Source organism: Pseudomonas sp. P97.38 (assembly GCF_001269745.1).
In the GTDB taxonomy this organism is placed as follows: Bacteria; Pseudomonadota; Gammaproteobacteria; order Pseudomonadales; family Pseudomonadaceae; genus Aquipseudomonas; species Aquipseudomonas chlororaphis_E.
This window is the reverse complement of the sequence record NZ_LHVJ01000024.1, coordinates 257,702-279,241: the sequence shown is the minus strand read 5'-3', so window position 1 is coordinate 279,241 and position 21,540 is coordinate 257,702. Positions and strand designations below refer to the sequence as shown.

19 protein-coding genes are annotated in these 21,540 nt (G+C 61.8%); 7 read left to right on the top strand and 12 right to left on the bottom strand.

The window, feature by feature from the left end; genetic code table 11:
* Positions 1 to 179: 179 nt before the first annotated feature.
* The 4 genes from AD664_RS19175 to gpmI form a co-directional block, all read right to left on the bottom strand.
* Positions 180 to 962, bottom strand: a complete 783-nt coding sequence (locus tag AD664_RS19175; RefSeq protein ID WP_053148652.1) for a divergent polysaccharide deacetylase family protein — start codon at positions 960 to 962, stop codon at positions 180 to 182.
* A gap of 1 nt (position 963) precedes the next feature.
* Complete coding sequence (locus AD664_RS19170) at positions 964 to 2,280, bottom strand: S41 family peptidase (protein ID WP_042728158.1); 1,317 nt, start codon at positions 2,278 to 2,280, stop codon at positions 964 to 966.
* A 32-nt stretch (positions 2,281 to 2,312) separates the two neighbouring features.
* On the bottom strand, positions 2,313 to 3,599 hold the full coding sequence (locus tag AD664_RS19165) for a murein hydrolase activator EnvC (protein WP_053148649.1): 1,287 nt from the start codon (positions 3,597 to 3,599) through the stop codon (positions 2,313 to 2,315).
* Between the two features lie 262 nt (positions 3,600 to 3,861).
* The gene (gene gpmI / locus AD664_RS19160; RefSeq protein WP_053148646.1) at positions 3,862 to 5,391 is read right to left on the bottom strand and encodes a 2,3-bisphosphoglycerate-independent phosphoglycerate mutase; all 1,530 of its coding nucleotides are present in this window, start codon (positions 5,389 to 5,391) and stop codon (positions 3,862 to 3,864) included.
* 151 nt (positions 5,392 to 5,542) lie between these two features.
* Between gpmI and AD664_RS19155 the strand changes: the two genes are divergently transcribed.
* The 3 genes from AD664_RS19155 to secB are packed head-to-tail and all read left to right on the top strand — an operon-like array spanning position 5,543 to position 6,731.
* On the top strand, positions 5,543 to 5,956 hold the full coding sequence (locus AD664_RS19155) for a rhodanese-like domain-containing protein (protein ID WP_042728161.1): 414 nt from the start codon (positions 5,543 to 5,545) through the stop codon (positions 5,954 to 5,956).
* A gap of 1 nt (position 5,957) precedes the next feature.
* Positions 5,958 to 6,212 carry a glutaredoxin 3 gene (gene grxC / locus AD664_RS19150; protein WP_053148644.1) on the top strand — a complete coding sequence of 85 codons (255 nt, stop codon included), beginning with the start codon at positions 5,958 to 5,960 and terminating at the stop codon, positions 6,210 to 6,212.
* Positions 6,213 to 6,251: 39 nt separating this feature from the next.
* Positions 6,252 to 6,731 carry a protein-export chaperone SecB gene (secB, locus tag AD664_RS19145; RefSeq protein WP_042728163.1) on the top strand — a complete coding sequence of 160 codons (480 nt, stop codon included), beginning with the start codon at positions 6,252 to 6,254 and terminating at the stop codon, positions 6,729 to 6,731.
* Between the two features lie 123 nt (positions 6,732 to 6,854).
* Here the strand turns inward: secB and AD664_RS19140 are convergent, their stop codons facing one another.
* Positions 6,855 to 7,310: a tRNA (cytidine(34)-2'-O)-methyltransferase gene (locus AD664_RS19140; protein ID WP_053148641.1), complete on the bottom strand. Its 456-nt coding sequence runs from the start codon at positions 7,308 to 7,310 to the stop codon at positions 6,855 to 6,857.
* Here AD664_RS19140 and AD664_RS19135 point away from each other — a divergent pair.
* The gene (locus AD664_RS19135) at positions 7,309 to 7,749 is read left to right on the top strand and encodes a hypothetical protein (RefSeq protein WP_083454223.1); all 441 of its coding nucleotides are present in this window, start codon (positions 7,309 to 7,311) and stop codon (positions 7,747 to 7,749) included. The two genes, AD664_RS19140 and AD664_RS19135, sit on opposite strands and share 2 nt — an antisense overlap.
* 549 nt (positions 7,750 to 8,298) lie before the next feature.
* Here AD664_RS19135 and ntrC read toward each other — a convergent pair.
* From ntrC to glnA, 6 genes are all read right to left on the bottom strand, one after another.
* Positions 8,299 to 9,735 carry a nitrogen regulation protein NR(I) gene (gene ntrC / locus AD664_RS19130; protein ID WP_042731317.1) on the bottom strand — a complete coding sequence of 479 codons (1,437 nt, stop codon included), beginning with the start codon at positions 9,733 to 9,735 and terminating at the stop codon, positions 8,299 to 8,301.
* The gene (gene glnL / locus AD664_RS19125) at positions 9,732 to 10,817 is read right to left on the bottom strand and encodes a nitrogen regulation protein NR(II) (protein ID WP_053148634.1); all 1,086 of its coding nucleotides are present in this window, start codon (positions 10,815 to 10,817) and stop codon (positions 9,732 to 9,734) included. Before glnL ends, ntrC begins: the two co-directional genes overlap by 4 nt.
* Positions 10,818 to 11,048: 231 nt before the next feature.
* Complete coding sequence (locus AD664_RS19120) at positions 11,049 to 11,669, bottom strand: DUF4124 domain-containing protein (RefSeq protein WP_053148631.1); 621 nt, start codon at positions 11,667 to 11,669, stop codon at positions 11,049 to 11,051.
* A complete protein-coding gene (locus tag AD664_RS19115; protein ID WP_053148628.1) occupies positions 11,666 to 12,184 on the bottom strand; it encodes a DUF4124 domain-containing protein in 519 nt (172 codons plus the stop codon). Before AD664_RS19115 ends, AD664_RS19120 begins: the two co-directional genes overlap by 4 nt.
* Before the next feature lie 188 nt (positions 12,185 to 12,372).
* The gene (locus tag AD664_RS19110; protein ID WP_053148625.1) at positions 12,373 to 12,930 is read right to left on the bottom strand and encodes a chorismate mutase; all 558 of its coding nucleotides are present in this window, start codon (positions 12,928 to 12,930) and stop codon (positions 12,373 to 12,375) included.
* Between the two features lie 120 nt (positions 12,931 to 13,050).
* Complete coding sequence (gene glnA / locus AD664_RS19105) at positions 13,051 to 14,457, bottom strand: glutamate--ammonia ligase (RefSeq protein WP_053148622.1); 1,407 nt, start codon at positions 14,455 to 14,457, stop codon at positions 13,051 to 13,053.
* A 329-nt stretch (positions 14,458 to 14,786) separates the two neighbouring features.
* Between glnA and thiI the strand changes: the two genes are divergently transcribed.
* Together thiI and typA are read left to right on the top strand one after the other, a co-directional pair.
* Positions 14,787 to 16,241 (top strand): tRNA uracil 4-sulfurtransferase ThiI, encoded by a 1,455-nt coding sequence (thiI, locus tag AD664_RS19100; protein WP_053148619.1) that lies wholly within the window; start codon positions 14,787 to 14,789, stop codon positions 16,239 to 16,241.
* Between the two features lie 139 nt (positions 16,242 to 16,380).
* On the top strand, positions 16,381 to 18,201 hold the full coding sequence (gene typA, locus AD664_RS19095; RefSeq protein ID WP_042731310.1) for a translational GTPase TypA: 1,821 nt from the start codon (positions 16,381 to 16,383) through the stop codon (positions 18,199 to 18,201).
* Positions 18,202 to 18,393: 192 nt separating this feature from the next.
* Here typA and AD664_RS19090 read toward each other — a convergent pair whose 3' ends face one another.
* Positions 18,394 to 18,831, bottom strand: coding sequence for a YkgJ family cysteine cluster protein (locus AD664_RS19090; protein WP_042731318.1), 438 nt, complete (start codon positions 18,829 to 18,831; stop codon positions 18,394 to 18,396).
* A gap of 255 nt (positions 18,832 to 19,086) precedes the next feature.
* Between AD664_RS19090 and AD664_RS19085 the strand changes: the two genes are divergently transcribed.
* Positions 19,087 to 21,537, top strand: coding sequence for a glycogen/starch/alpha-glucan phosphorylase (locus AD664_RS19085; RefSeq protein WP_053148617.1), 2,451 nt, complete (start codon positions 19,087 to 19,089; stop codon positions 21,535 to 21,537).
* Positions 21,538 to 21,540: the final 3 nt, after the last annotated feature.

Sequence of the window (21,540 nt, the reverse complement as noted above, 5' to 3'; positions counted from 1 at the left end):
CTGTGGGAGCGAGCTTGCTCGCGAGAGCGGTGGGTCAGCTTGCAGGGATGTTGAATGTGTCGCCGTCATCGCGAGCAAGCTCGCTCCCACAGGGGGGCTGCTGTGAACGCCAATCTTGTGCCCGATGCAGAACCGTTGTGGGAGCGAGCTTGCTCGCGATGGCGGCGACGCGGTCGCCGCTACCGGTAGAGCCCATCTTTCCCATGCCCGGCCATCGCCCGATTGCTGCGCAGGCTGATCATCGACTTGATGTCGATCCATTCGATGCCCTGGCCTTTGAGCCGGGGCAGTTCGCGTTCGAGCACGGCCAGGGTCTGCGGATAGGGATGGCCGATCATCACGGCCGAGCCTTGCCGGCGAGCCAGGTCGATGGCGGTCTGGAGCTGGTGGGCGATGGCGGTTTCCGTGCGCTCGTCATCGAGGAATACATCCCGTGACACACTGGCCAGGCCGATCTTCTGCGCCTCGGCCGCCGCGACGGTCTGGGCGCTGGTGCGGCTGTCGACGAAAAACTTGTGCCGCTGCTGCAGGTTCGCCATCAGCCACGCCATGGCCTGGGGTTGGGCGGTCATGCGGCTGCCCATGTGGTTGTTGATCCCGCTGGTGTAGGGCACGGCCGCGAAAGCGGCGTCGAGGCGTTTGCCGAGTTCTTCGATGGGCAGGTCCGGATGCCAGGCGAACGGCCCGGTGGCGGGGTCCATGGGCATGTGCAACATCACGAGCTTGCCGGCGCGATGGGCTTCGCGGGCGAATTCGGCGGCATGGGGCGTGTCGGGCATGATCGCGGCGGTGACAGGGCCGGGGAGGGCCAGTACCTGGCGATCCCGGGGCAGGTTCTGCCCCAGGTCGTCGATGATCAGGCTCAGGTAGGCCTTGTGCGGTGAAGCGGCGGGCGTGGCTGGCGCGGCAAAGGCCGCGCTCGCCAGGCAGCACACCAGGCCGAGGATCAAGCGCCGGCGCATTTCAGCGGCCGGAGGTGATGTTCAGTCCTTTGAGCAGGCTCAGGGCCTGGGCCAACTGATAATCGTCATCCTGCGGCATCGGTTTGGCCTTGGCGCCGGAGCCGGTCGGTTTGTCGGCGCCACCGTTGCCGTTGCCCAGGTGGCCTTGCAGGTCGGCTTCCTTGAAGTATTCGCTGTCCTGCTCGTTGGTGATCTTGGCCTTGCGCACCTCGATGTCCGGAACGATGCCCTGGGCCTGGATGGAGCGGCCGTTGGGGGTGAAGTACAGCGCGGTGGTGATCTTCAGGGCGCGATCATTGTTCAGTGGCAGCACGGTCTGCACCGAGCCCTTGCCGAAGCTGGTGGTGCCCATCACCACACCGCGTTTCTGGTCCTGCAGTGCACCGGCGACGATCTCCGACGCCGAGGCGCTGCCGCCGTTGATCAACACCACCAGTGGCACGGCGTCGCTCAGGTCGTTGCCGGTGGCCGAGAAGCGCAGCTCGGAGTTGGCGATGCGGCCCTTGGTGTAGACGATCAGGCCCTTGGTGATGAAGTGATCCACCACTTCCACCGCCGATTGCAGCACGCCGCCGGGGTTGTTGCGCAGGTCCAGAACCAGGCCGTTGAGTTTCTTGCCGTTGTCCTTGCGCAGCTTGGCCAGGGCCTTGGCGACTTCTTCGCCGGTCTTGACCTGGAACTGGGTGATGCGGATATAGCCGTAGCCCGACTCCAGCAACTGGCTCTTCACGCTCTTGACCTGGATGACCGCCCGCGTGAGCGTCACGTCGAACGGCGTGCCGCCGTCGCGCACCAGGGTCAGGGTGATCTTCTGGCCGATCTTGCCGCGCATCTTGTCCACGGCTTCGGTCATGCTCTGGCCGCGGGTCGGCTGGCCGTTGATCTTGACGATGAAGTCGCCCGCCTGGATGCCGGCCTTGGAGGCGGGCGTGTCGTCGATCGGCGAGACCACTTTGACGAAGCCGTCTTCGCTGCCGACCTCGATGCCCAGGCCGCCGAACTCGCCGCTGGTGCTTTCCTGCAGCTCGGCGAAATCTTCCGGTCCCAGGTAGGCCGAGTGCGGGTCCAGGTTGCTGAGCATGCCCTTGATGGCGTTCTCCAGCAGCATCTTGTCGTCCACCGGCTCGACATAGGCGGCCTTGATCCGGTCCATGACTTCGGCAAACGTGCGCAGCTCGTCCAGCGGCAACGGCGCCTTGGTGGTCGCCGCCGTGGTGGCGGGGGCCGAGGGGGCCGGTTCAGCGGCGAAAGCCAGGGGCGCGCCGATCACGAGGGCGATCGTCAGGGCCAGCGAGGTGAGACGGGACAAATGCAGCATGTCGAACGAACTCCTTAAGTGGATGGGTGCGCTTATCCTTGCGCACGACACCATTGGGCCGGGTCACTGGGGCGACCCTGCTGACGAATAGCGAAATACAGGGCTGGCGTATCCTGCCCACCACTGTTGCCGACCGTGGAGATGGACTCGCCGGCCTTGACCACATCCCCCGCCGACTTGAGCAGCGTCTGGTTGTGGCCATACAGACTCAGGTACCCGTTGCCGTGATCCAGGATCACCAGCAGGCCGGCGCCGCGCAGCCAATCGGCGAACACCACGCGCCCGCCATGCACGGCGTGCACCTGGCTGCCGGCGGAAGCGCTGATCATCACGCCATCCCACTTGGTGCGGGTGTCGTCGCCACGGGTTTCACCAAAGCGTGCCAGTAATCGACCATTGACCGGCCATGGAAGTTTGCCGCGCGCCGAAGCAAATGCGCCGCCGAAGGTTTCACCGTCACTGGAAACCAGCGCGCCGGGGCTGGATCTGGTCGCCTTGCGGGGCGCCTCGTCCGAGTCCGCCTCGGCCTCACGCAAGCGCTTTTTTTCGGCTTCCTGCTGGGCGATCAGCGCTTGCTGCCGCGCTTGCTCTGCCTCTCGCGCCTGGCGGGCCAGGGTTTCCTCGATGGTCTTGAGTACGTTTGCCAGCTCGGCCTGGTCTTGTTCACGGGCCTTGAGCTTGCTGTCGCGGGCCTTCACATCGTCATTGAGCTTGGCCAGGGCCACCTGGCGTTCCTTGCGAACCTTGTCGAGTTCATCGCGCTGGCTGTCGAGGCTGCTTTTCTGTACCAGCAACTGGGCCTGCTGCAATTCGATGTCCTTCTCGACGTTGGCGAGCTGGCGCAGGGTTTCGTTGAAGTTCTTCAGTTGCTCCAGGCGGGCCTGGCTCAGGTAATCGTAATAGGTGAGCGTGCGGGCGAATTTCTCGGGGTTCTGCTGGTTGAGCAGCAGCTTGAGGTACTCCTGGCGGCCGTTCTGGTAGGCGGCGCGGGCCTGGATGGCGATCAGGTGTTGCTGTTCAGTGCGCGCGCTCTGGAGTTTTTTTTTCTCACCATCGAGCCGCTGCAGCTCGGATTCGCTTTTCTTCAGCTCTTTCTGCAGGGCGTCCACCTGCTTCTCCAGCTTGCCCATCTCGGTCTCGGTGCCGCGCAGGTCTTTCTGGACGCTGGATTTCTCTTCCTGCAGCTTGCCCAGCAGTTTCTTCAGCTCGGCAATGTCCTGGCGCGTGGCCTCCAACTGTTGTTGGGTTTGCGCGCGCTCGTCGGCAAAGGCCGGTTGGAGCAGGCAGGTCAGAACGAGGGCTATCAGGACGCGAAGCATAGAGGCGGGTGATACCAGGGAAAGGGACGGCCTAGTATGCCCGCCCCACGCGGCAAAAAAAACGCCCATTTGGGGCTGTGTGATAACTGGCCGGCAAAACACTGAAAGCCGCCAGGCTGCTGTGGCGAGGGAGCTTGCTCCCGCTGGGCTGCGAAGCAGCCCCTCGACAGTTGATCAAGCCAGGGCCCCTGCGATGGCTGCGCCATCGAGCGGGAGCAAGCTCCCTCGCCACAGCAAGCCAATGCTCCGTGACTACGTGTCGTTACACCAGGATCGAAGTCCCGGTCATCTCCGCCGGTTTTTCCATGCCCAGCAGCATCAGCATGGTCGGTGCCACGTCAGCCAGCACGCCGCCTTCGCGGACCTTGAGGTCACGCTTGCCGACATAGATGAAGGGCACCGGCTCAGTGGTGTGGGCCGTGTGGGCCTGGCCGGTGGATTCGTCGGACATCTGCTCGACGTTGCCGTGGTCGGCGGTGATCAGCGCTTCGCCGCCGACCTTCTCCAGGGCCTCGACGATGCGACCCACGCAGGTGTCCAGGCATTCCACGGCCTTGACCGCCGCCTCGAACACGCCGCTGTGGCCGACCATGTCGCCGTTGGCGTAGTTGACCACGATCACGTCGTAACGCTGGTTTTCAATGGCATCGACGATGCGGTCGGTCACCTCAGGGGCGCTCATCTCCGGCTGCAGGTCGTAGGTGGCGACTTTCGGCGAGGGGATCAGGATGCGTTCTTCGCCCGGGAAGGGCTCTTCTCGTCCGCCCGAGAAAAAGAACGTCACGTGGGCGTACTTCTCTGTTTCGGCGATGCGCAGCTGGGTCTTGCCGTTTTTCGCCAGGTAGTCGCCGAGCACGTTTTCCAGGCTGCCGGCGGCGAAGGCCGACGGGGCCGGGATGCTGGCGGCATATTGGGTCAGCATCACGAAGCCGGCCAGTTTTGGCTGGCGGGCGCGTTCGAATTCCTTGAAGTCGTCTTCGACAAACACACGGGTCAGCTCGCGAGCCCGGTCGGCACGGAAGTTCATGAACACCACGGCATCGCCGTCTTCGACCTTGACCGGTTCACCGATGGTGGTGGCCTTGACGAACTCGTCGCTTTCGCCGCGCTCGTAGGCGGCGTTCAGGCCTTCCTGGGCGGTGGCGGCGCTGAACTCGGCCTGGCCGTCGACGATCAGGTTGTAGGCCTGGGAGACGCGGTCCCAACGGTTGTCGCGGTCCATGGCGTAGTAGCGGCCGACGAGGCTGGCAATGCGGCCCTTGCCGAGGGCCTGGAAGGTGGCGTCCAGCAGTTCGATCGAGGAGGCGGCGCTTTTTGGCGGGGTGTCGCGGCCATCGAGGAACGCGTGCAGGTAGATCTTCTCGGCGCCACGCTTGAAGGCCAGCTCGGCCATGGCCACCAGGTGATCCTGGTGGCTGTGCACGCCACCGTCCGACAGCAGGCCCATGAAGTGCACGGCCTTGCCGGCGGCCACGGCCTTATCCACGGCCGCGCAGATGGTCGGGTTCTCGAAGAACTCGCCGTCGCGAATCGACTTGGTCACGCGGGTGAAGTCCTGATACACCACCCGGCCTGCGCCGAGGTTCATGTGGCCGACTTCGGAGTTGCCCATCTGCCCGTCCGGCAGGCCGACGTCCATGCCGCTGCCGGATATCAGGCCGTTCGGCACGGTGGCCCACAGGCGGTCCAGGACAGGCTTTTTGGCCGAATACACGGCGTTGGATTCGTGGCTGTCACTGTGACCGAAGCCGTCGAGAATCATCAGGACCAAAGGTTTAGGCGTGGTAGTCATGGAATCCACTCGTGGCGGTTAAAAGAAGACGATGCAAAAGGGACGGGCAGTTTAAAGGTAAGTTCCGGTGGCGTCACCGCCGGGCGGGGTTTGGCCGGCCTTGCGTGCTGTGTATACTGGCCGACATTTTAACGCCCTGGAACCTCCTTCGATGGTTGCTCACCTGATTGAATTTGCCACTAACCACTACATTCTCGTCGGTATCTTCGTCGTACTGCTGGCATTGCTGGTGGCCCACACGATGCAGGGCGGCGGGCGCAGCCTGAGCACCGGCGAGCTGACCGCGCTGGTCAACAAGGATGCCGGCGTGGTGGTGGATATCCGTCCGAGCAAGGAATACGCCACCGGTCACATTGTCGGGGCGGTGAACATCCCCCAGGACAAACTGATCGCACGTATCGGCGAGCTGGAAAAACACAAGGCCAAGACCATCATCCTGGTCGATGCCCAGGGCCAGCACGCCGGCACCCATGCCCGTGAACTGATGAAGTCCGGCTTCACCGCGGCCAAGCTCTCCGGTGGCGTGGCCAGCTGGAAAGCCGACAACCTGCCCCTGGTGAAGTGAGATGACCCACGTCGTTGTCTATTCCAGTGATTACTGCCCCTATTGCTCGCGAGCCAAGTTCCTGCTCCAGAACAAAGGGGTGGCCTTCGAAGAGATCAAGGTCGACGGCAAGCCGCAACTGCGTGCCGAAATGACCCAGAAGGCTGGGCGTACGTCCGTCCCGCAGATCTGGATCGGCAGCACCCACGTGGGCGGTTGTGATGATCTGTTCGCCCTGGAGCGCGCCGGCAAGCTCGACGCGATGCTCAAGGCCTGAATTCCCTACTCAAGAACCTGAAAGTAAGAAGGATCTGCGATGACTGACCAACAAAACACAGCTGCCAGCGAAGAAGAAGCCGCACCGCAATTCTCCTTGCAGCGCATTTATGTCCGCGACCTGTCCTTTGAAGCCCCGAAAAGCCCGGCGATCTTTCGCCAGCAGTGGGAACCGAGCGTCGGCCTGGACCTGAACACCCGCCAGAAAGCCCTGGAAGACGACTTCCACGAAGTGGTGCTGACCCTGTCGGTGACCGTGAAGAACGGTGAAGAAGTGGCATTCATCGCCGAAGTGCAACAGGCCGGGATCTTCCTGATCAAGAACCTCGATGCAGCGTCCATGAGCCACACCCTGGGCGCGTTCTGCCCGAACATCCTGTTCCCCTACGCCCGTGAAACCCTGGACAGCCTGGTGACCCGCGGTTCGTTCCCGGCCCTGATGCTGGCACCGGTGAACTTCGACGCCCTGTACGCGCAAGAACTGCAGCGCATGCAGCAAGAAGGCGCGACCGTTCAGTAAGTCGGTCGACGCAAGTCCAATGTGGGAGCGGGCTTGCTCGCGAAAGCAGTGTGTCAGTTGACATCAATGTTGCCTGACACTCCGCTTTCGCGAGCAAGCCCGCTCCCACATTTGTTATGGGGGCTATTGAAAGCCATTCTGCCGCCAGGCCTCATAGACCGCCACCGCCACGGTGTTGGACAGGTTCAGGCTGCGACAGCCTTCGCGCATCGGCAGGCGCAGGCGCTGGTCCGATGGCAGGGCGTCGAGCACGTCGGCGGGCAGGCCACGGCTTTCGGGCCCGAACAGGAAGGCATCGCCGGCCACGAACCGGGCGTCATGGAAGGGCCGCGACCCCTTGGTGGTGAAGGCGAACAGGCGTGGATGCCCCAGGCTTTCCAGACAGCTGGCAAGGTCGGCGTAGCGCTGCAAGGTGGCATACTCGTGGTAGTCGAGGCCGGCGCGGCGCAGGCGCTTGTCGTCCATTTCGAAGCCCAGCGGTTCGATCAGATGCAGGTGGCAGCCACTGTTGGCGCACAGCCTGATGACATTGCCGGTATTCGGCGGGATTTCCGGTTGAAAAAGGATGACGTGAAACATGCACGGCTCCGCAGATGAAGATGAGCGGCATTCTACGCCGCAAACCGATCGACGTTCGAAGCTAATGCCTCGGGTGATGGGTTCCCTGGCGATTTTCGGCCTGATGGTCGGGCTGATGATCGGGCGCCTGACCACGCCCGAGCCGAACGTGCTGCAACGAATCGAGGCGAGCGATGGAACGTTGGTGGCCTGGTTCGACAGTGAGCCGAAACTGCATGGCGAAGTCATCGATGGTTCGGTAGCGCTGCTGTTCGAAGCCGAGGGGCGGCCGCAGAATGGCCAGCTCAAGCTCAATGGCAAGGATGTGAACTGGCGGGTGCGCTTGAGCGACAAGGGCTTGTTGCTGACGTTGGTGGCGGCGCGGCCGTTGCGCGGGGAGTGGGCCGGCAGCGAAGTGGATGACCGCTGGCGGCTGGAGGTCCGTCTCCAGGAGCAATAAAAGAGGGAATCCCCGGCCTGCCTGTACCAGGGTCCCCAAAACGGGAGGGCGACTGCAAGCGTCAGCCCAGGGTGTAAAGAAGGGAAACCTTGACCTGCCTGTATCAAGGCCCCCAAAAGGGTGGGCTCATCGAGCCCGGTAGAAAATGGGGAATCCCCGGCCTGCCTGTACCAAGGTCCCCGAAACTGGGTAGTGATGGGGTTACTGCAGGGCGCGTGCCAGATTTAATGGTTTGTCACAAAAAAACTGCTGATGAGACGCAAAGCCCCGTATTCCGGGGCTTTGGCTTTTTTACGGCGGAGTTTTTCGAGGTGAATCGATCGGCCTGGGCCGGTATGAAGCGCGCAGTTGCGGGTCGTGGTGCATTGGTGTGGTGCACGCAAGTCCAGGATTTCAACTGGCGAGCTCATGCGACTGGCGCTGCAGAGTGACTTGTAGGAGCGGGCTTGCCCGCGAAAGCGGTATATCAGCCAGTTGGATGCTGGCTGACATGACGCCTTCGCGAGCAAGCCCGCTCCCACATGGGGTTTTACGCGGGGTTAAGGCTGCTCAGCCTTCATCCCCTTCATCATCATCCCCACCATCGACCTTCATCCCCAGTTCCTTGATCTTGCGGGTCAGGGTGTTGCGGCCCCAGCCCAGCAGCACCGCGGCGTCGCGGCGGCGGCCGGCTGTGTGCTTGAGGGCGGTTTCGATCATGATGCGCTCGAAGCTCGGGACGGCGCTGTCCAGCAGGTTGGACTGACCGCGGGCCAAGGCCTGGTCTGCCCATTGGCGCAAGGCCTGTTCCCAGTTGGTCACCGGGGCCGAATCTTGTGGCAGGCTCAACAGTTCCGGTGGCAGGTCGCTGATATGCACTTCGCGACCGGACGCCATGACCGTGATCCAGCGACAGGTGTTCTCCAGCTGGCGCACGTTGCCGGGCCACGGCAGGTTCTTGAGGTATTCCTCGGTTTCGCTCTTGAGCAGCTTGGGCTCCACGGCCAGCTCCTGGGCGGCGCGGCTGAGGAAGTGCCGGGCCAGTGTCGGGATGTCTTCGCGACGATCCGCCAGGCGTGGGATATGGATACGGATCACGTTCAAGCGATGGAACAGGTCTTCGCGGAACTTGCCGGCGTGGACGAGGGTTTCCAGGTTCTGGTGGGTCGCGGCGATGATGCGCACGTCCACCTTGACCGGCGTATGCCCGCCCACCCGATAGAACTCGCCATCGGCCAGCACCCGCAGCAGGCGGGTCTGGGTGTCGGCCGGCATGTCGCCGATTTCATCGAGGAACAAGGTGCCGCCGTCGGCCTGCTCGAAGCGCCCGCGCCGCAGGTTGGCCGCGCCGGTGAACGCGCCTTTCTCGTGGCCGAACAGCTCCGATTCCATCAGGTCCTTGGGAATCGCCGCCATGTTCAAGGCAATGAACGGCGACGCGGCCCGTGGGCTGTGGCGGTGCAGTGCGTGGGCCACCAGTTCTTTACCGGTACCGGATTCGCCGTTGATCAACACAGTGATGTTGGAGTGGCTCAGGCGCCCGATGGCGCGAAACACTTCCTGCATCGCCGGCGCTTCGCCGATGATTTCCGGGGTGCGGGCCAGGGCCGGCACTTCTTCCAGGCCTTGCTGCTCCTGGGCGTGCTGGTTGGCGCGCTTGACCAGCGAGACGGCTTCATCGACGTCGAACGGTTTGGGCAGGTATTCGAAGGCGCCCCCCTGGTAGGACGCCACTGCGCTGTCCAGGTCCGAATGGGCGGTCATGATGATCACCGGCAGCCGTGGGTGTTGTTCACGGATGCGCGCCAACAGATCGAGGCCACTGGCGCCCGGCATGCGGATGTCGGAGATGATGACGTCCGGTTGCTGACGCGCCAGGCGACTCATCACCCCGTCGGCGCTGTCGAAGCTCTGGGTGGTCATGCCTTCCTGTTGCAAGGCTTTTTCCAGGACCCAACGGATAGAACGGTCGTCATCGACGATCCACACGGTTTCACTACGGCTCATGTCGATGTGGCTCCTTGTTCCAGTGGCAGGAAGATCGAGAAGGTGGTGTGGCCGGGGTGGCTCTCACACTCGATCAAGCCCTGATGCTGACTGATGATGTTTTGGGTAATGGCCAGGCCCAGCCCGGTACCGTCCGGGCGGCCGCTGACCATGGGAAAGAAGATGGTTTCCTGCAGTTCTGCAGGGATGCCCGGGCCGTTGTCGATGATTTCGATCTTGGTCACCAGGCGGTGGCGCACATGGCCGATGGTGAACTGGCGCATGGCGCGGGTACGCAGGGTGATGCGACCCAGGCGCAGTTCGTTCTGGCTGCCGATGGCCTGCATCGCGTTGCGCACGATGTTCAGCACCGCCTGGATCATCTGCTCGCGGTCGATCAGGACGTCGGGAATGCTCGGGTCGTAGTCGCGCACCAAAGTGATGCAGCCCTGGGCTTCGGCTTCCACCAGGCTGCTGACGCGCTCCAGCACTTCGTGGACGTTGCACATCGCCAGGGACGGCAGCTTGTTCGAGCCGAGCATGCGGTCTACCAGATTTCGCAGGCGGTCGGCTTCCTCGATGATGACGTTGGTGTAGTCCTTGAGGCTTTCTTCCGGCAGTTCCCGGGCCAGCAATTGCGCGGCGCCACGAATGCCGCCGAGAGGGTTCTTGATTTCGTGGGCGAGGCCGCGCACCAGCATCTTGCTGGTTTCCTGCTTGGACAACTGGGCCTCTTCCTTGGTGATGCGCAGCAAGCGATCACGGGGATGGACTTCCAGCAGTAACAGGGTGGCGCCGTTATTCAGGATCGGGGTGACCGCGTAGTCCACGGTCAGGGACTGGCCGGTCAGTGCGGTCAGCATTGCCTCGCGCTTGGTGAACGGGTGCGCCTGCTCTACCGCCTGGCGCAGGGAATTGAGCGCCTCGGCCGATTCGGTGAACAACTCGCTGATGAACTGCCCATGGCTGCGCTGGCCGCTGACAGCCAGCAGCATTTCCGCCGCCGGGTTCATGTACTCGAGGCGCAATTCGGCGTCGAGCAGGATGGTCGCGGTGGTGAGGTTGTCGAGTAGCAAGCGGTGTAGTGCATCGCTGATGGTCATCGGGACCTCTTTTGGAGCGTAGCGGGCATTCGTATGACGCGCCGGTACGAGGAAAATGCAAAAACCAAACCAAGGCTCTGAAAAGAAGCGTTTAGAGCCCTAAAGAGGCCTTTTTGCGCCCTGTTGCGTGGCGTACTGCCAGCTTCTACGGGTACTTTCGAACCAAAATGGGCTGGAATCCGGGAAGCGGGCAGATTGATGCACTAATATAGTGCGTCAGCCTGAACGGGGTTAGAAGAACGGCAGGATGCTGCTTTCTTCTTCGGGTTTTTCGGCGAGCGGGCATTCCGGGCGTTGACCATAGTCGGCCATGACGCACGGCTTGATGCGGCGCTTTTGTGCCAGGGACATGCGCTGCATGTGGAAAGGCTGGTTGGCCGTACGTTCGAGGATGCGGTCTTGCTCGTCGAGGATCTCCACCGCCAGGTGATGGGTGCCGCGATCGACGTTGTCCAGGGCGAACACCGGGCTCGTACCCGCGGCCCCGGTGGGCTGGCCGTCGAGCAACAGGCGATAGCGATGGCCTTTTTTCAAACCGGGTTCGCTGGTGACACTGACGATCAGCGCACCTTCGGTGCTGCGTAGAGTGGCGTCCGGCTCGGGGATCAGCAGGCGGAGCATTTCGTAATGAAACAGCGGCTCGGGCGAGGCTTCTTTGGCGGGCATCGCGGGCGTGCCCTTGGGGGGCGTGGGCATTCGGTTGCCGGGCGAGAGCTCGACTTTCCGGGCATTGCCGGGGCGGGGCTGGTCAGTGAAGACACGATTGCCTTGGGCGTCGACGTAGGTATAGACCTGTGCCATCCCCGGCAACGCGACCAGCGCCAGGCCCAACGTGAGCCAGCCGCGAATCATGGCTGGTGAACCCGCTGCACGGTGAAGGTGACGGTGTCGCTCTGCTGCACGAGGTTGTCCCCGTCGATGACTTGCACCGCCAGGCTGTGCTCGCCCCGGTCGATGTTCACCACTTGCAGGCGTGGCACGTTGGTGGGCTGGCCATAGGGTTGGCCGTCCACCAGCAGTCGAAACAGATGCGGGCTTTGCAGCCTTGGCTGCGCCCGCACGCCCACGGTAAAGGTGCCGTTGTTGGCGCGCAGGGCCTCCTCGCTGGGAAGGTCCGTCAGTTCAAGCATCTCGTAGGCGTTGCGTGGCTCATCCCTCTGCGCCGGGGCTGGCGGTGTGTCCGGGCCGGCGGCGGGCTGGCGCTCGATGCTGTTGAGTGGCGGCAGTTCCACCGTCTGGGCCGGTACACCTTGGGGCGGCTGGTTGCTGTAGGCGGTGTTGCCCTCGGCGTCGGTGTACTTGTAGATCTGCGCGGCGGCGGGCAGAGCCAGCAGCAACAACAGGATGATTGAAAAACCACGACCCATGGAAAATCGACCGAAAACGAAAAGTGATGGGTTGCAGCATAGGCCAGGGAGGATGATTGACCCAAGTTGATGCACATAACCCCTGTGGGAGCGAGCTTGCTCGCGAAAGCGGAGTGTCAGTCACTGAGATGTTGAATGTGCTGGCCTCATCGCGAGCAAGCTCGCTCCCACAGGGGGAGGTGGTTGTTTCAGGATTTTGTGGAGATACACAGCTCTCCGGTCGCCCGGATCAGGGCGAGTCGGTGCACCGGGTGCTGCTTGTCATTGTGGGTGGCCCGGGCCAGCCATTGCGGGCACTGCGGGTCGGTGCGGTAGGGGGCGAAGTCGGCCAGTTGTTGCAGCAGGCGCTTTTGCAGTCGATCCAGTTGCGGGCGGATCTCTCCTACCAGGTCGGGGCGTGGCAGGTCCGGTGCCTTGCCTGCCAGGGCCCAGTCGGACAGGTCGATGTATTGCACCATTTTGTTGGCTTCTATCTGGGCACTGAAGAACGCTTCCACGGTGTCGGCCGTGAGCTTGTAGGCCGGTGCCTGGGCGACGGCGGCGGCAATGACCTCGCGCTCGCGCTGGCGGTCTTCCACGGGTTTATGAGTGTCCCATTTGCTCAGCGCTACCTGATCGGCGATGGCGATGCGTTCGCCGATGGCATTGAGCAACGGTGTAAGGGCGTCGGGGGCGGGAGCGGCTTGGGCGGTGCTGGCCAGCACCGCGGCGCAAAGGGCAAGGCCAAGCGTGAAGCGCAGCGTCATGGGCAGTCTCGTCTTGGAGGAAGGAGGTCAGCCATCATGCCCGTAATCTGCGCCCATAAAAAAGGCCTCCCGGAAGGAGGCCTCTTTTTATTTCACGCCGCGTGGGGCGACGCTACCGGATCAGCAGCTGTAGTACAGCTCGTATTCCAGTGGGTGTACGAAGGTACGAACCTTGATTTCTTCTTCGCTTTTCAGTGCGATGTAAGCGTCGATGAAGTCGTCGCTGAATACGCCGCCCTTGGTCAGGAACGCACGGCCCTTGTCCAGTTCTTCCAGGGCTTCTTTCAGGCTGCCACACACCTGTGGGATTTCCTTGGCCTCTTCAGGCGGCAGGTCATACAGGTTCTTGTCGGCGGCATCGCCAGGGTGGATCTTGTTCTGGATACCGTCCAGGCCGGCCATCATCAGTGCAGCGAAGGCCAGGTATGGGTTGGCAGCCGGATCCGGGAAGCGAGCTTCGATACGGCGGGCTTTAGGGCTGTTCACGTATGGAATACGGATCGAGGCGGAACGGTTGCGAGCCGAGTAGGCCAGCATGACCGGTGCTTCGAAGCCTGGGACCAGACGCTTGTAGGAGTTGGTCGACGGGTTGGTGAAGCCGTTCAGGGCCTTACCGTGCTTGATGATACCGCCGATGAAGTACAGGGCGGTGTCCGACAGGCCGGCATAGCCTTCGCCTGCGAAGGTGTTCTTGCCGTCTTTGGAGATCGACATGTGAACGTGCATGCCCGAACCGTTGTCGCCGTACAGAGGCTTAGGCATGAAGGTCGCGGTGCGACCGTAGGCGTCGGCAACGTTGTGTACGCAGTACTTCAGGGTCTGGACTTCGTCAGCCTTCTTGACCAGCGTGTTGAATTTCACGCCGATTTCGTTCTGGCCGGCAGTCGCCACTTCGTGGTGGTGAACTTCGACGGTCTGGCCCATTTCTTCCAGTGCGTTGCACATGGAGGTACGGATCTCGTGGTCGAAGTCGAACGGTGGTACTGGGAAGTAGCCGCCTTTCACGCCTGGACGGTGGCCTTTGTTGCCGCCTTCCACGTCCTGGTCGGACATCCACGAACCTTGTTCGGAGAAGATCTTGAACATGGAGCCGGAAATGTCGGACTTGAATTTGACCGAGTCGAAGATGAAGAACTCAGGCTCCGGACCGAAGAAAGCGGTGTCGCCGATACCGGTGGACTTCAGGTATTCCTCGGCGCGGTGGGCGATGGCGCGTGGGTCGCGGTCATAGCCTTGCATGGTCGAAGGCTCGATGATGTCGCAAACCAGGATCAGGGTCGGCTCTTCGGTGAATGGATCCAGGACGGCGGTTTCGTCGTCCGGCATCAGGATCATGTCGGAGGCTTCGATGCCTTTCCAGCCGGAGATGGAGGAACCGTCGAACATCTTGCCGATCTCGAAGAAATCGTCGTCCAGGGCATCACGGGCCGGCATGGTCACGTGATGTTGAGTGCCTTTGGTGTCAGTGAAGCGCAGATCAATCCACTTGACGTCATGATCTTTGATGAGTTGAACCGACTTCGACATATGTCCTCCGGGTGGCTTCGGGCGGGTAATGGTGTGCCCTAAGATATGGGTGATGCCGGCGCGAATACTCTGCCAAGGCAACCTGCCTCACAAGGGAGCAATTTGCATGCCAGTGCCCCAGCAATGGGTTTTTTGCACCAAATCCACGCTTTTCCAGCCAGAAACCGCAGATTGTCCGACAATGATGCACCGCAAAGTGGCGTTTTAAGGAGGGCTTGACCTGTTTTGGTGCATGCAAAACCATCTTCACATTAACTGGTTAAACCTTGAGCAATTTCCGCTATAATCCGCGCCCCCCTTTTTCGGCTGGCCGTTCGCGCGCTGTTTTCATGAAACTAATCGTAAAAGTCTTCCCCGAAATCACCATCAAGAGCCGCCCGGTCCGGATGCGTTTCATCCGCCAGTTGGCGAAGAACATCCGTGCCGTGCTCCGTGACCTGGATCCGGCCGTGGTGGTGAATGGCGTGTGGGACAACCTCGAGCTGGAAACCCGTGTCAGCGAACCCAAGATCCTGAAGGAGATGACCGAGCGCCTGAGCTGCATGCCGGGCATCGCGCATTTCCTGCAGGTGGACGAATACCCGCTGGGTGATTTCGACGACATCCTCGCCAAGTGCAAGCGCCATTACGGTGATGCGCTGGCCGGCAAGATTTTCTCGGTGCGTTGCAAGCGTGCCGGCAAGCACCCGTTCAGTTCGATGGACGTGGAGAAGTACGTGGGCAGCCAGTTGCGCCAGCAGTGCGGCGCCGCCGGTATTTCATTGAAGGACCCGCAGGTCGAAGTGCGCATCGAGATTCGCGACCAGCGGCTGTTCGTCATCCACAGCCAGCACGACAGCATTGGCGGTTACCCGCTGGGTTCGCTGGAGCAGACCCTGGTGTTGATGTCCGGCGGTTTCGACTCCACGGTCGCCGCCTACCAGATCATGCGCCGCGGCTTGATGGGGCATTTCTGCTTCTTCAACCTGGGCGGGCGTGCCCATGAACTGGGCGTGATGGAAGTGGCGCACTTCATCTGGAAGAAGTACGGCAGCTCGCAGCGTGTGCTATTTGTGAGCGTGCCATTCGAAGAAGTGCTGAGCGAGATTCTCGGTAAAGTCGACAACAGTCATATGGGCGTCATTTTGAAGCGTATGATGTTGCGTGCCGCGTCGAGCATCGCCGACCGCCTGCACATCGATGCGCTGGTCACTGGCGAGGCGATCTCCCAGGTCTCCAGCCAGACGCTGCCGAACCTGTCGGTGATCGACTGCGTCACCGAAAAACTCGTGCTGCGCCCGCTGATCGCCAGCCACAAGCAGGACATCATCGACACGGCCATCGAGATCGGCACCGCCGATTTCGCCCGGCACATGCCGGAGTACTGCGGGGTCATCTCGGTCAACCCGAAGACGGCGGCCAAGCGCGGGCGGGTGGAGCATGAAGAGAAAGAATTCGACATGGCGATTCTCGAGCGTGCGCTCGAAAATGCCAGGCTGGTGCCGATCGATCGCGTGATCGATGAACTGGGCCAGGACATTCAGGTTGAAGAAGTCGGCGAAGCGCTGGCCGGTCAGATCATCATCGACATCCGTCACCCGGATGACGCTGAAGACGACCCGCTGGAGATCGCCGGCATCGAGGTACAAACGATGCCGTTCTATGCCGTGAACGCGCGTTTCAAGGAACTGGACCCTACTCGCCAGTACCTGCTGTATTGCGACAAAGGCGTGATGAGTCGCCTGCATGCCCACCATTTGCTCAGTGAGGGGCATGCCAATGTGCGCGTTTATCGACCGAGCTAAGTGCCCGGGGCTGTTTGCCTGTGGCCTGCGTCACCGGCCCCCCGACGCCGCCGGCAAGCTGTAACGGCTTTTGTCGGACTCAACGTAAATCGCTGTCACGTCCTGTCAGCACACCGAATCCTCTGATCGAGATACACAAGTGATCGAAAATCTACGCAACATCGCCATCATTGCCCACGTTGACCATGGTAAGACCACCCTGGTAGACAAACTCTTGCGTCAATCCGGCACCCTGGAGCGCAACGAGCTCAACGACGAGCGCGTGATGGACTCCAACGACCAGGAAAAAGAGCGCGGTATTACCATCCTGGCGAAAAACACCGCCATCAACTGGAATGGCTACCACATCAACATCGTGGACACCCCGGGCCACGCCGACTTCGGCGGTGAAGTAGAGCGCGTGATGTCGATGGTCGACTCCGTACTGCTGCTGGTCGATGCCCAGGACGGCCCGATGCCGCAAACCCGCTTCGTGACCAAGAAGGCGTTCGAAGCCGGTCTGAAGCCAATCGTCGTGATCAACAAGGTCGACCGTCCGGGCGCGCGTCCTGACTGGGTCCTGGACCAGATCTTCGACCTGTTCGACAACCTCGGTGCCACCGACGAACAACTGGACTTCCAGGTCGTCTACGCCTCGGCCCTGAACGGCATTGCCGGTCTGGACCACACCGCCATGGCTGAAGACATGACCCCGCTGTACCAGTCGATCGTCGACAACGTACCGGCCCCTGCCGTTGACCGTGACGGTCCGTTCCAGATGCAGATCTCTGCCCTGGACTACAACAGCTTCCTGGGTGTGATCGGTGTTGGCCGTATCGCCCGCGGTCGTATCAAGCCGAACACTCCGGTCGTCGCCATCGACACCGAAGGCAAGAAGCGCAACGGCCGTATCCTGAAGCTGATGGGCCACCACGGCCTGCACCGCGTGGACGTCGAAGAAGCAGCCGCCGGCGACATCGTCTGCATCAGCGGCTTCGAAGAGCTGTTCATCTCCGACACCCTGTGCGACCCGACCGCTGTCGAAGCGATGAAGCCGCTGACCGTCGACGAGCCAACCGTTTCCATGACCTTCCAGGTCAACGACTCGCCATTCTGCGGTAAGGAAGGCAAGTTCGTGACCAGCCGTAACATCAAGGAGCGTCTGGACAAGGAACTGCTCTACAACGTGGCACTGCGCGTTGAAGAAGGCGACTCGGCCGACAAGTTCAAGGTTTCCGGTCGTGGTGAGCTGCACCTGTCGGTACTGATCGAAACCATGCGCCGCGAAGGCTTCGAAATGGCCGTGGGCCGTCCTGAAGTGATCATCCGCGAAGTCAACGGCACCAAGCAGGAACCGTTCGAGAACGTCACCATCGACATCCCTGAAGAATCCCAGGGCAAGGTCATGGAAGAAATGGGCCTGCGTAAGGGCGACCTGACCAACATGTCCCCGGATGGCAAGGGCCGTGTACGCCTGGAATACAACATCCCTGCTCGTGGCCTGATCGGTTTCCGTAACCAGTTCCTGACCCTGACCAACGGTGCTGGCATCCTGACCTCGATCTTCGATCGCTACGACACCATGAAGTCCGGCCACATGTCCGGCCGTCAGAACGGTGTACTGGTCTCGGTAGAAACCGGCAAGGCGCTGACCTACTCCCTGGAAACCCTCCAAGCGCGTGGCAAGCTGTTCGTCGAACACGGCCAGGAAATCTACAACGGCCAGATCGTTGGCCTGAACAGCCGTGACAACGACCTGGGCGTCAACCCTACCAAGGGCAAGAAGCTCGACAACATGCGTGCTTCGGGTAAAGACGAAACCATCGCCCTGGTTCCACCTGTTCGCTTCACCCTGGAACAGGCTCTGGAATTCATCCAGGACGACGAGCTGTGCGAAGTGACGCCGAAGTCGATTCGCCTGCGCAAGAAGATCCTGGACGAAGGCGAGCGTACCCGCGCTGCCAAGAAAGCCAAGAACTGATCTTTTAGCCTCGGCTGAATGAAAAACGCCCCCGGTCGTGAGATCGGGGGCGTTTTTTTATGCCTGTGATTTTTTAGGGCCTATTCGGGCCTCATCGCGAGCAAGCTCGCTCCCACAGGCTCGGCGCTATCCAGGTGGGAGCGAGCTTGCTCGCGATAGCGTCAGTCCAGGCACCGCTGAACCATCAGTGGATCAAAACCGATCCAGCGTCCGCGGATTACGCTCGCGCTCCACTTCCTTGGGCTTGTACGCGCAGTAACCTGGCCGTGGCCCGATCCGCGGATGGTTGCGGCAAGTGTCCGGGCGCTTGTCATAAATGGTGCACAGGCGGCTCTTGCGGTCCAGATAAAGGCAATCGTTGTTGCTCATGCGCTGGAGCGTGAAGATTTCCGATTTCTGGTTGTAGCGTTCGACGATCCCTTCCTTTTGCAGGCGTTTGGCGATGTTCTTCGGCGGATCGCCGAGCTCGAATTCGTCGACGATGCCAATCCGGATCAGGTCCTTGATCTTGACCTCCACCGGCAGCGTGCAGCAGCTCGATACGCAGGAGCCGCACATCGGGGCGGAATACTTGGCCCAGGTATCGAGTCGGTCGATCTCCGCGGCGGCGATCAGGTTGGGCTTCATCATCAGGGTGTACCGGCGTGTATCAGGGCGCGCGATCATACCGGGACTGGTGAAATTTTGAACGACCATCTGCCGGTTTTTTTTCATTCGAGACGAGCCGCTCCGAGACCGGCACGGCCCCTGCATTCATTCGCCCATCCGGCAATTCTATGGCGGCGATTCTCCGGCGCGGGAGGAAAAACCACCGAACCTGCGCCTGTGCCGTCTGTCAGACCGACTAGGCTCAGACAATTCCCTGCTCGTTCGAGGTCTTCATCAATGACTCAAGAACCACTTGTTCGCGAAGCCGAAGTGGCTGCATTTCGCGATGCCGTATTGACCAAACTCACTTACGCCGTCGGCAAGGACCCGGATCACGCGTTTGATCATGACTGGTTCGAAGCCATTGCCCTTGCCGCCCGCGACCACATGGTCGACCACTGGATGGACCATACGCGGCAGATCTACCGCAAGGGCCAGAAGCGGGTCTATTACCTCTCCCTGGAATTCCTCATCGGCCGCTTGCTCTACGACAGCCTGAGCAACCTTGGCTTGCTGGACACCGCGCGTGAGGCCCTGACCGAGCTGGGCGTGGACCTGGAGCGCATCCGTCTGCTGGAGCCCGATGCGGCGCTGGGCAACGGTGGCCTGGGGCGTCTGGCGGCGTGCTTCATGGAAAGCATGTCGACCCTGGGCATCGCCGGCCATGGCTACGGTATTCGTTATGAGCACGGCCTGTTCCGCCAGGCGATGGTGGATGGCTGGCAGCAGGAACAGACGGAGCATTGGCTGGATTTCGGCAACCCGTGGGAGTTCGAACGGCCCGAGGTGGTCTATCCGATCGGTTTTGGCGGCAGCGTCGAGACCGTGACCGACGACACCGGCAAGACCCGGCAAGTCTGGTCCCCGGCCGAAACCGTGCGGGCCATTGCCTATGACACGCCGGTGGTCGGCTGGCGTGGCGCCAGCGTCAACACCCTGCGCCTGTGGCGGGCCCGCGCCATGGAAGACCTGCACCTGGAGCGCTTCAACGCCGGCGACCACCTTGGCGCGGTGGCGGAGGTGGCCCGGGCCGAAAGTATCTCCCGCGTGCTGTACCCCGCCGACAGCACCGAGGCCGGCCAGGAACTGCGCCTGCGCCAGGAATACTTCTTCGTCGCGGCATCGTTGCAGGACTTGCTGCGCCGTCATCGCAACATGCACACCTCGGTGCTGACCCTGGGCGACCACGCGGCGATCCAGCTCAACGACACCCACCCGTCGATCGCCGTAGCCGAGCTGATGCGCCAATTGGTGGACGTCTACGACGTGGCGTGGGACGCAGCCTGGCAGGTCACCCAGGACACGCTGTCCTACACCAACCACACACTGCTGCCCGAAGCCCTGGAAACCTGGCCGGTCGGGTTGATGGAGCGCATGCTGCCCCGGCACATGCAGATCATCTACCTGATCAATGCCCAGCACATCGATTCGCTGCGGGCCAAGGGCGTGCATGACTTCGACGTGCTGCGCTCGGTGTCGCTGATCGAAGAGGACAATGGCCGGCGGGTGCGCATGGGCAACCTGGCGTTCCTCGGTTCCCACAGCGTCAACGGGGTGTCCGGCTTGCACACCCAACTGATGCGCAGCACGGTGTTCTCCGAGCTGCACAAGCTCTACCCCGAACGGATCAATAACAAGACCAACGGCATCACCTTCCGCCGCTGGCTGTTCCAGGCCAACGCCGAACTGACCTCGATGATGGTCGATGCCCTCGGCCCGAACGTGCTCGACAACCCCGAGGAGCGCTTGATCGAACTGGAGCCGTTTGCCGATAAGCCGGCGTTCCGCAAGCAGTTCGCCGAGCAGCGCCTGCACAGCAAGAAGGCCCTGGCCTACCTGATTCACGAGCGGCTGGGCATCGCCGTGAACCCGGCGGCGATGTTCGACGTGCAGGTCAAGCGTATCCACGAGTACAAGCGCCAGTTGCTCAACCTGCTGCACACCGTGGCGCTGTACCAGGCCATCCGCGCCGAGCCGGAAGTGGATTGGGTACCTCGGGTGAAGATCTTCGCCGGCAAGGCCGCTGCCAGTTACCACCAGGCCAAGCTGATCATCAAGCTCACCAACGACATCGCCCGGGTGGTGAACAACGATCCGACCGTGCGCGGCCTGCTCAAGGTGGTGTTCTTGCCCAACTACAACGTCAGCCTGGCCGAAAGCATCATTCCGGCGGCGGATTTGTCGGAGCAGATCTCCACCGCCGGTTTCGAGGCGTCGGGCACCAGTAACATGAAGTTCGGCCTCAACGGGGCGTTGACCATCGGCACCATGGACGGCGCCAATGTGGAGATGCATGAGCGGGTGGGGGGTGAGCACATGTTCATCTTCGGCCTGACGGCCGAGCAGGTGGAAGCGCGCAAGCGCAATGGCGAATTCAGCGCCGCGCCGGACATCGCCGCGTCCCATCGCCTCAACGATGTGCTGCAGGCGATTCGTGGCGGGGTGTTCTCACCGGACGATCCGATGCGCTACACCGGGCTGGTGGATTCGCTGATCGACTACGACCGCTTCCTGGTCTGCGCCGATTTCGATGCCTATTGGGATGCCCAGGCCAAGGTCGAAGAGCGCTGGCACGACTCCAAACAGTGGTGGCGCTCGGCGGTGCTCAACACCGCGCGCATGGGCTGGTTCTCCTCGGACCGGACCATCCGTGAGTACGCCACTGACATCTGGAAAGCCCTGGAGTAGCGT

What these genes read in the sequence shown, in the direction of transcription:
- AD664_RS19175 (WP_053148652.1), bottom strand. Translation starts at nt 962, where the DNA reads ATGCGCCGGCGCTTGATCCTCGGCCTGGTGTGCTGCCTGGCGAGCGCG.
- AD664_RS19170 (WP_042728158.1), bottom strand. Translation starts at nt 2,280, where the DNA reads ATGCTGCATTTGTCCCGTCTCACCTCGCTGGCCCTGACGATCGCCCTC.
- AD664_RS19165 (WP_053148649.1), bottom strand. Translation starts at nt 3,599, where the DNA reads ATGCTTCGCGTCCTGATAGCCCTCGTTCTGACCTGCCTGCTCCAACCG.
- gpmI (WP_053148646.1), bottom strand. Translation starts at nt 5,391, where the DNA reads ATGACTACCACGCCTAAACCTTTGGTCCTGATGATTCTCGACGGCTTC.
- AD664_RS19155 (WP_042728161.1), top strand. Translation starts at nt 5,543, where the DNA reads ATGGTTGCTCACCTGATTGAATTTGCCACTAACCACTACATTCTCGTC.
- grxC (WP_053148644.1), top strand. Translation starts at nt 5,958, where the DNA reads ATGACCCACGTCGTTGTCTATTCCAGTGATTACTGCCCCTATTGCTCG.
- secB (WP_042728163.1), top strand. Translation starts at nt 6,252, where the DNA reads ATGACTGACCAACAAAACACAGCTGCCAGCGAAGAAGAAGCCGCACCG.
- AD664_RS19135 (WP_083454223.1), top strand. Translation starts at nt 7,309, where the DNA reads ATGCACGGCTCCGCAGATGAAGATGAGCGGCATTCTACGCCGCAAACC.
- AD664_RS19140 (WP_053148641.1), bottom strand. Translation starts at nt 7,310, where the DNA reads ATGTTTCACGTCATCCTTTTTCAACCGGAAATCCCGCCGAATACCGGC.
- ntrC (WP_042731317.1), bottom strand. Translation starts at nt 9,735, where the DNA reads ATGAGCCGTAGTGAAACCGTGTGGATCGTCGATGACGACCGTTCTATC.
- glnL (WP_053148634.1), bottom strand. Translation starts at nt 10,817, where the DNA reads ATGACCATCAGCGATGCACTACACCGCTTGCTACTCGACAACCTCACC.
- AD664_RS19120 (WP_053148631.1), bottom strand. Translation starts at nt 11,669, where the DNA reads ATGATTCGCGGCTGGCTCACGTTGGGCCTGGCGCTGGTCGCGTTGCCG.
- AD664_RS19115 (WP_053148628.1), bottom strand. Translation starts at nt 12,184, where the DNA reads ATGGGTCGTGGTTTTTCAATCATCCTGTTGTTGCTGCTGGCTCTGCCC.
- AD664_RS19110 (WP_053148625.1), bottom strand. Translation starts at nt 12,930, where the DNA reads ATGACGCTGCGCTTCACGCTTGGCCTTGCCCTTTGCGCCGCGGTGCTG.
- glnA (WP_053148622.1), bottom strand. Translation starts at nt 14,457, where the DNA reads ATGTCGAAGTCGGTTCAACTCATCAAAGATCATGACGTCAAGTGGATT.
- thiI (WP_053148619.1), top strand. Translation starts at nt 14,787, where the DNA reads ATGAAACTAATCGTAAAAGTCTTCCCCGAAATCACCATCAAGAGCCGC.
- AD664_RS19090 (WP_042731318.1), bottom strand. Translation starts at nt 18,831, where the DNA reads ATGATGAAGCCCAACCTGATCGCCGCCGCGGAGATCGACCGACTCGAT.
- AD664_RS19085 (WP_053148617.1), top strand. Translation starts at nt 19,087, where the DNA reads ATGACTCAAGAACCACTTGTTCGCGAAGCCGAAGTGGCTGCATTTCGC.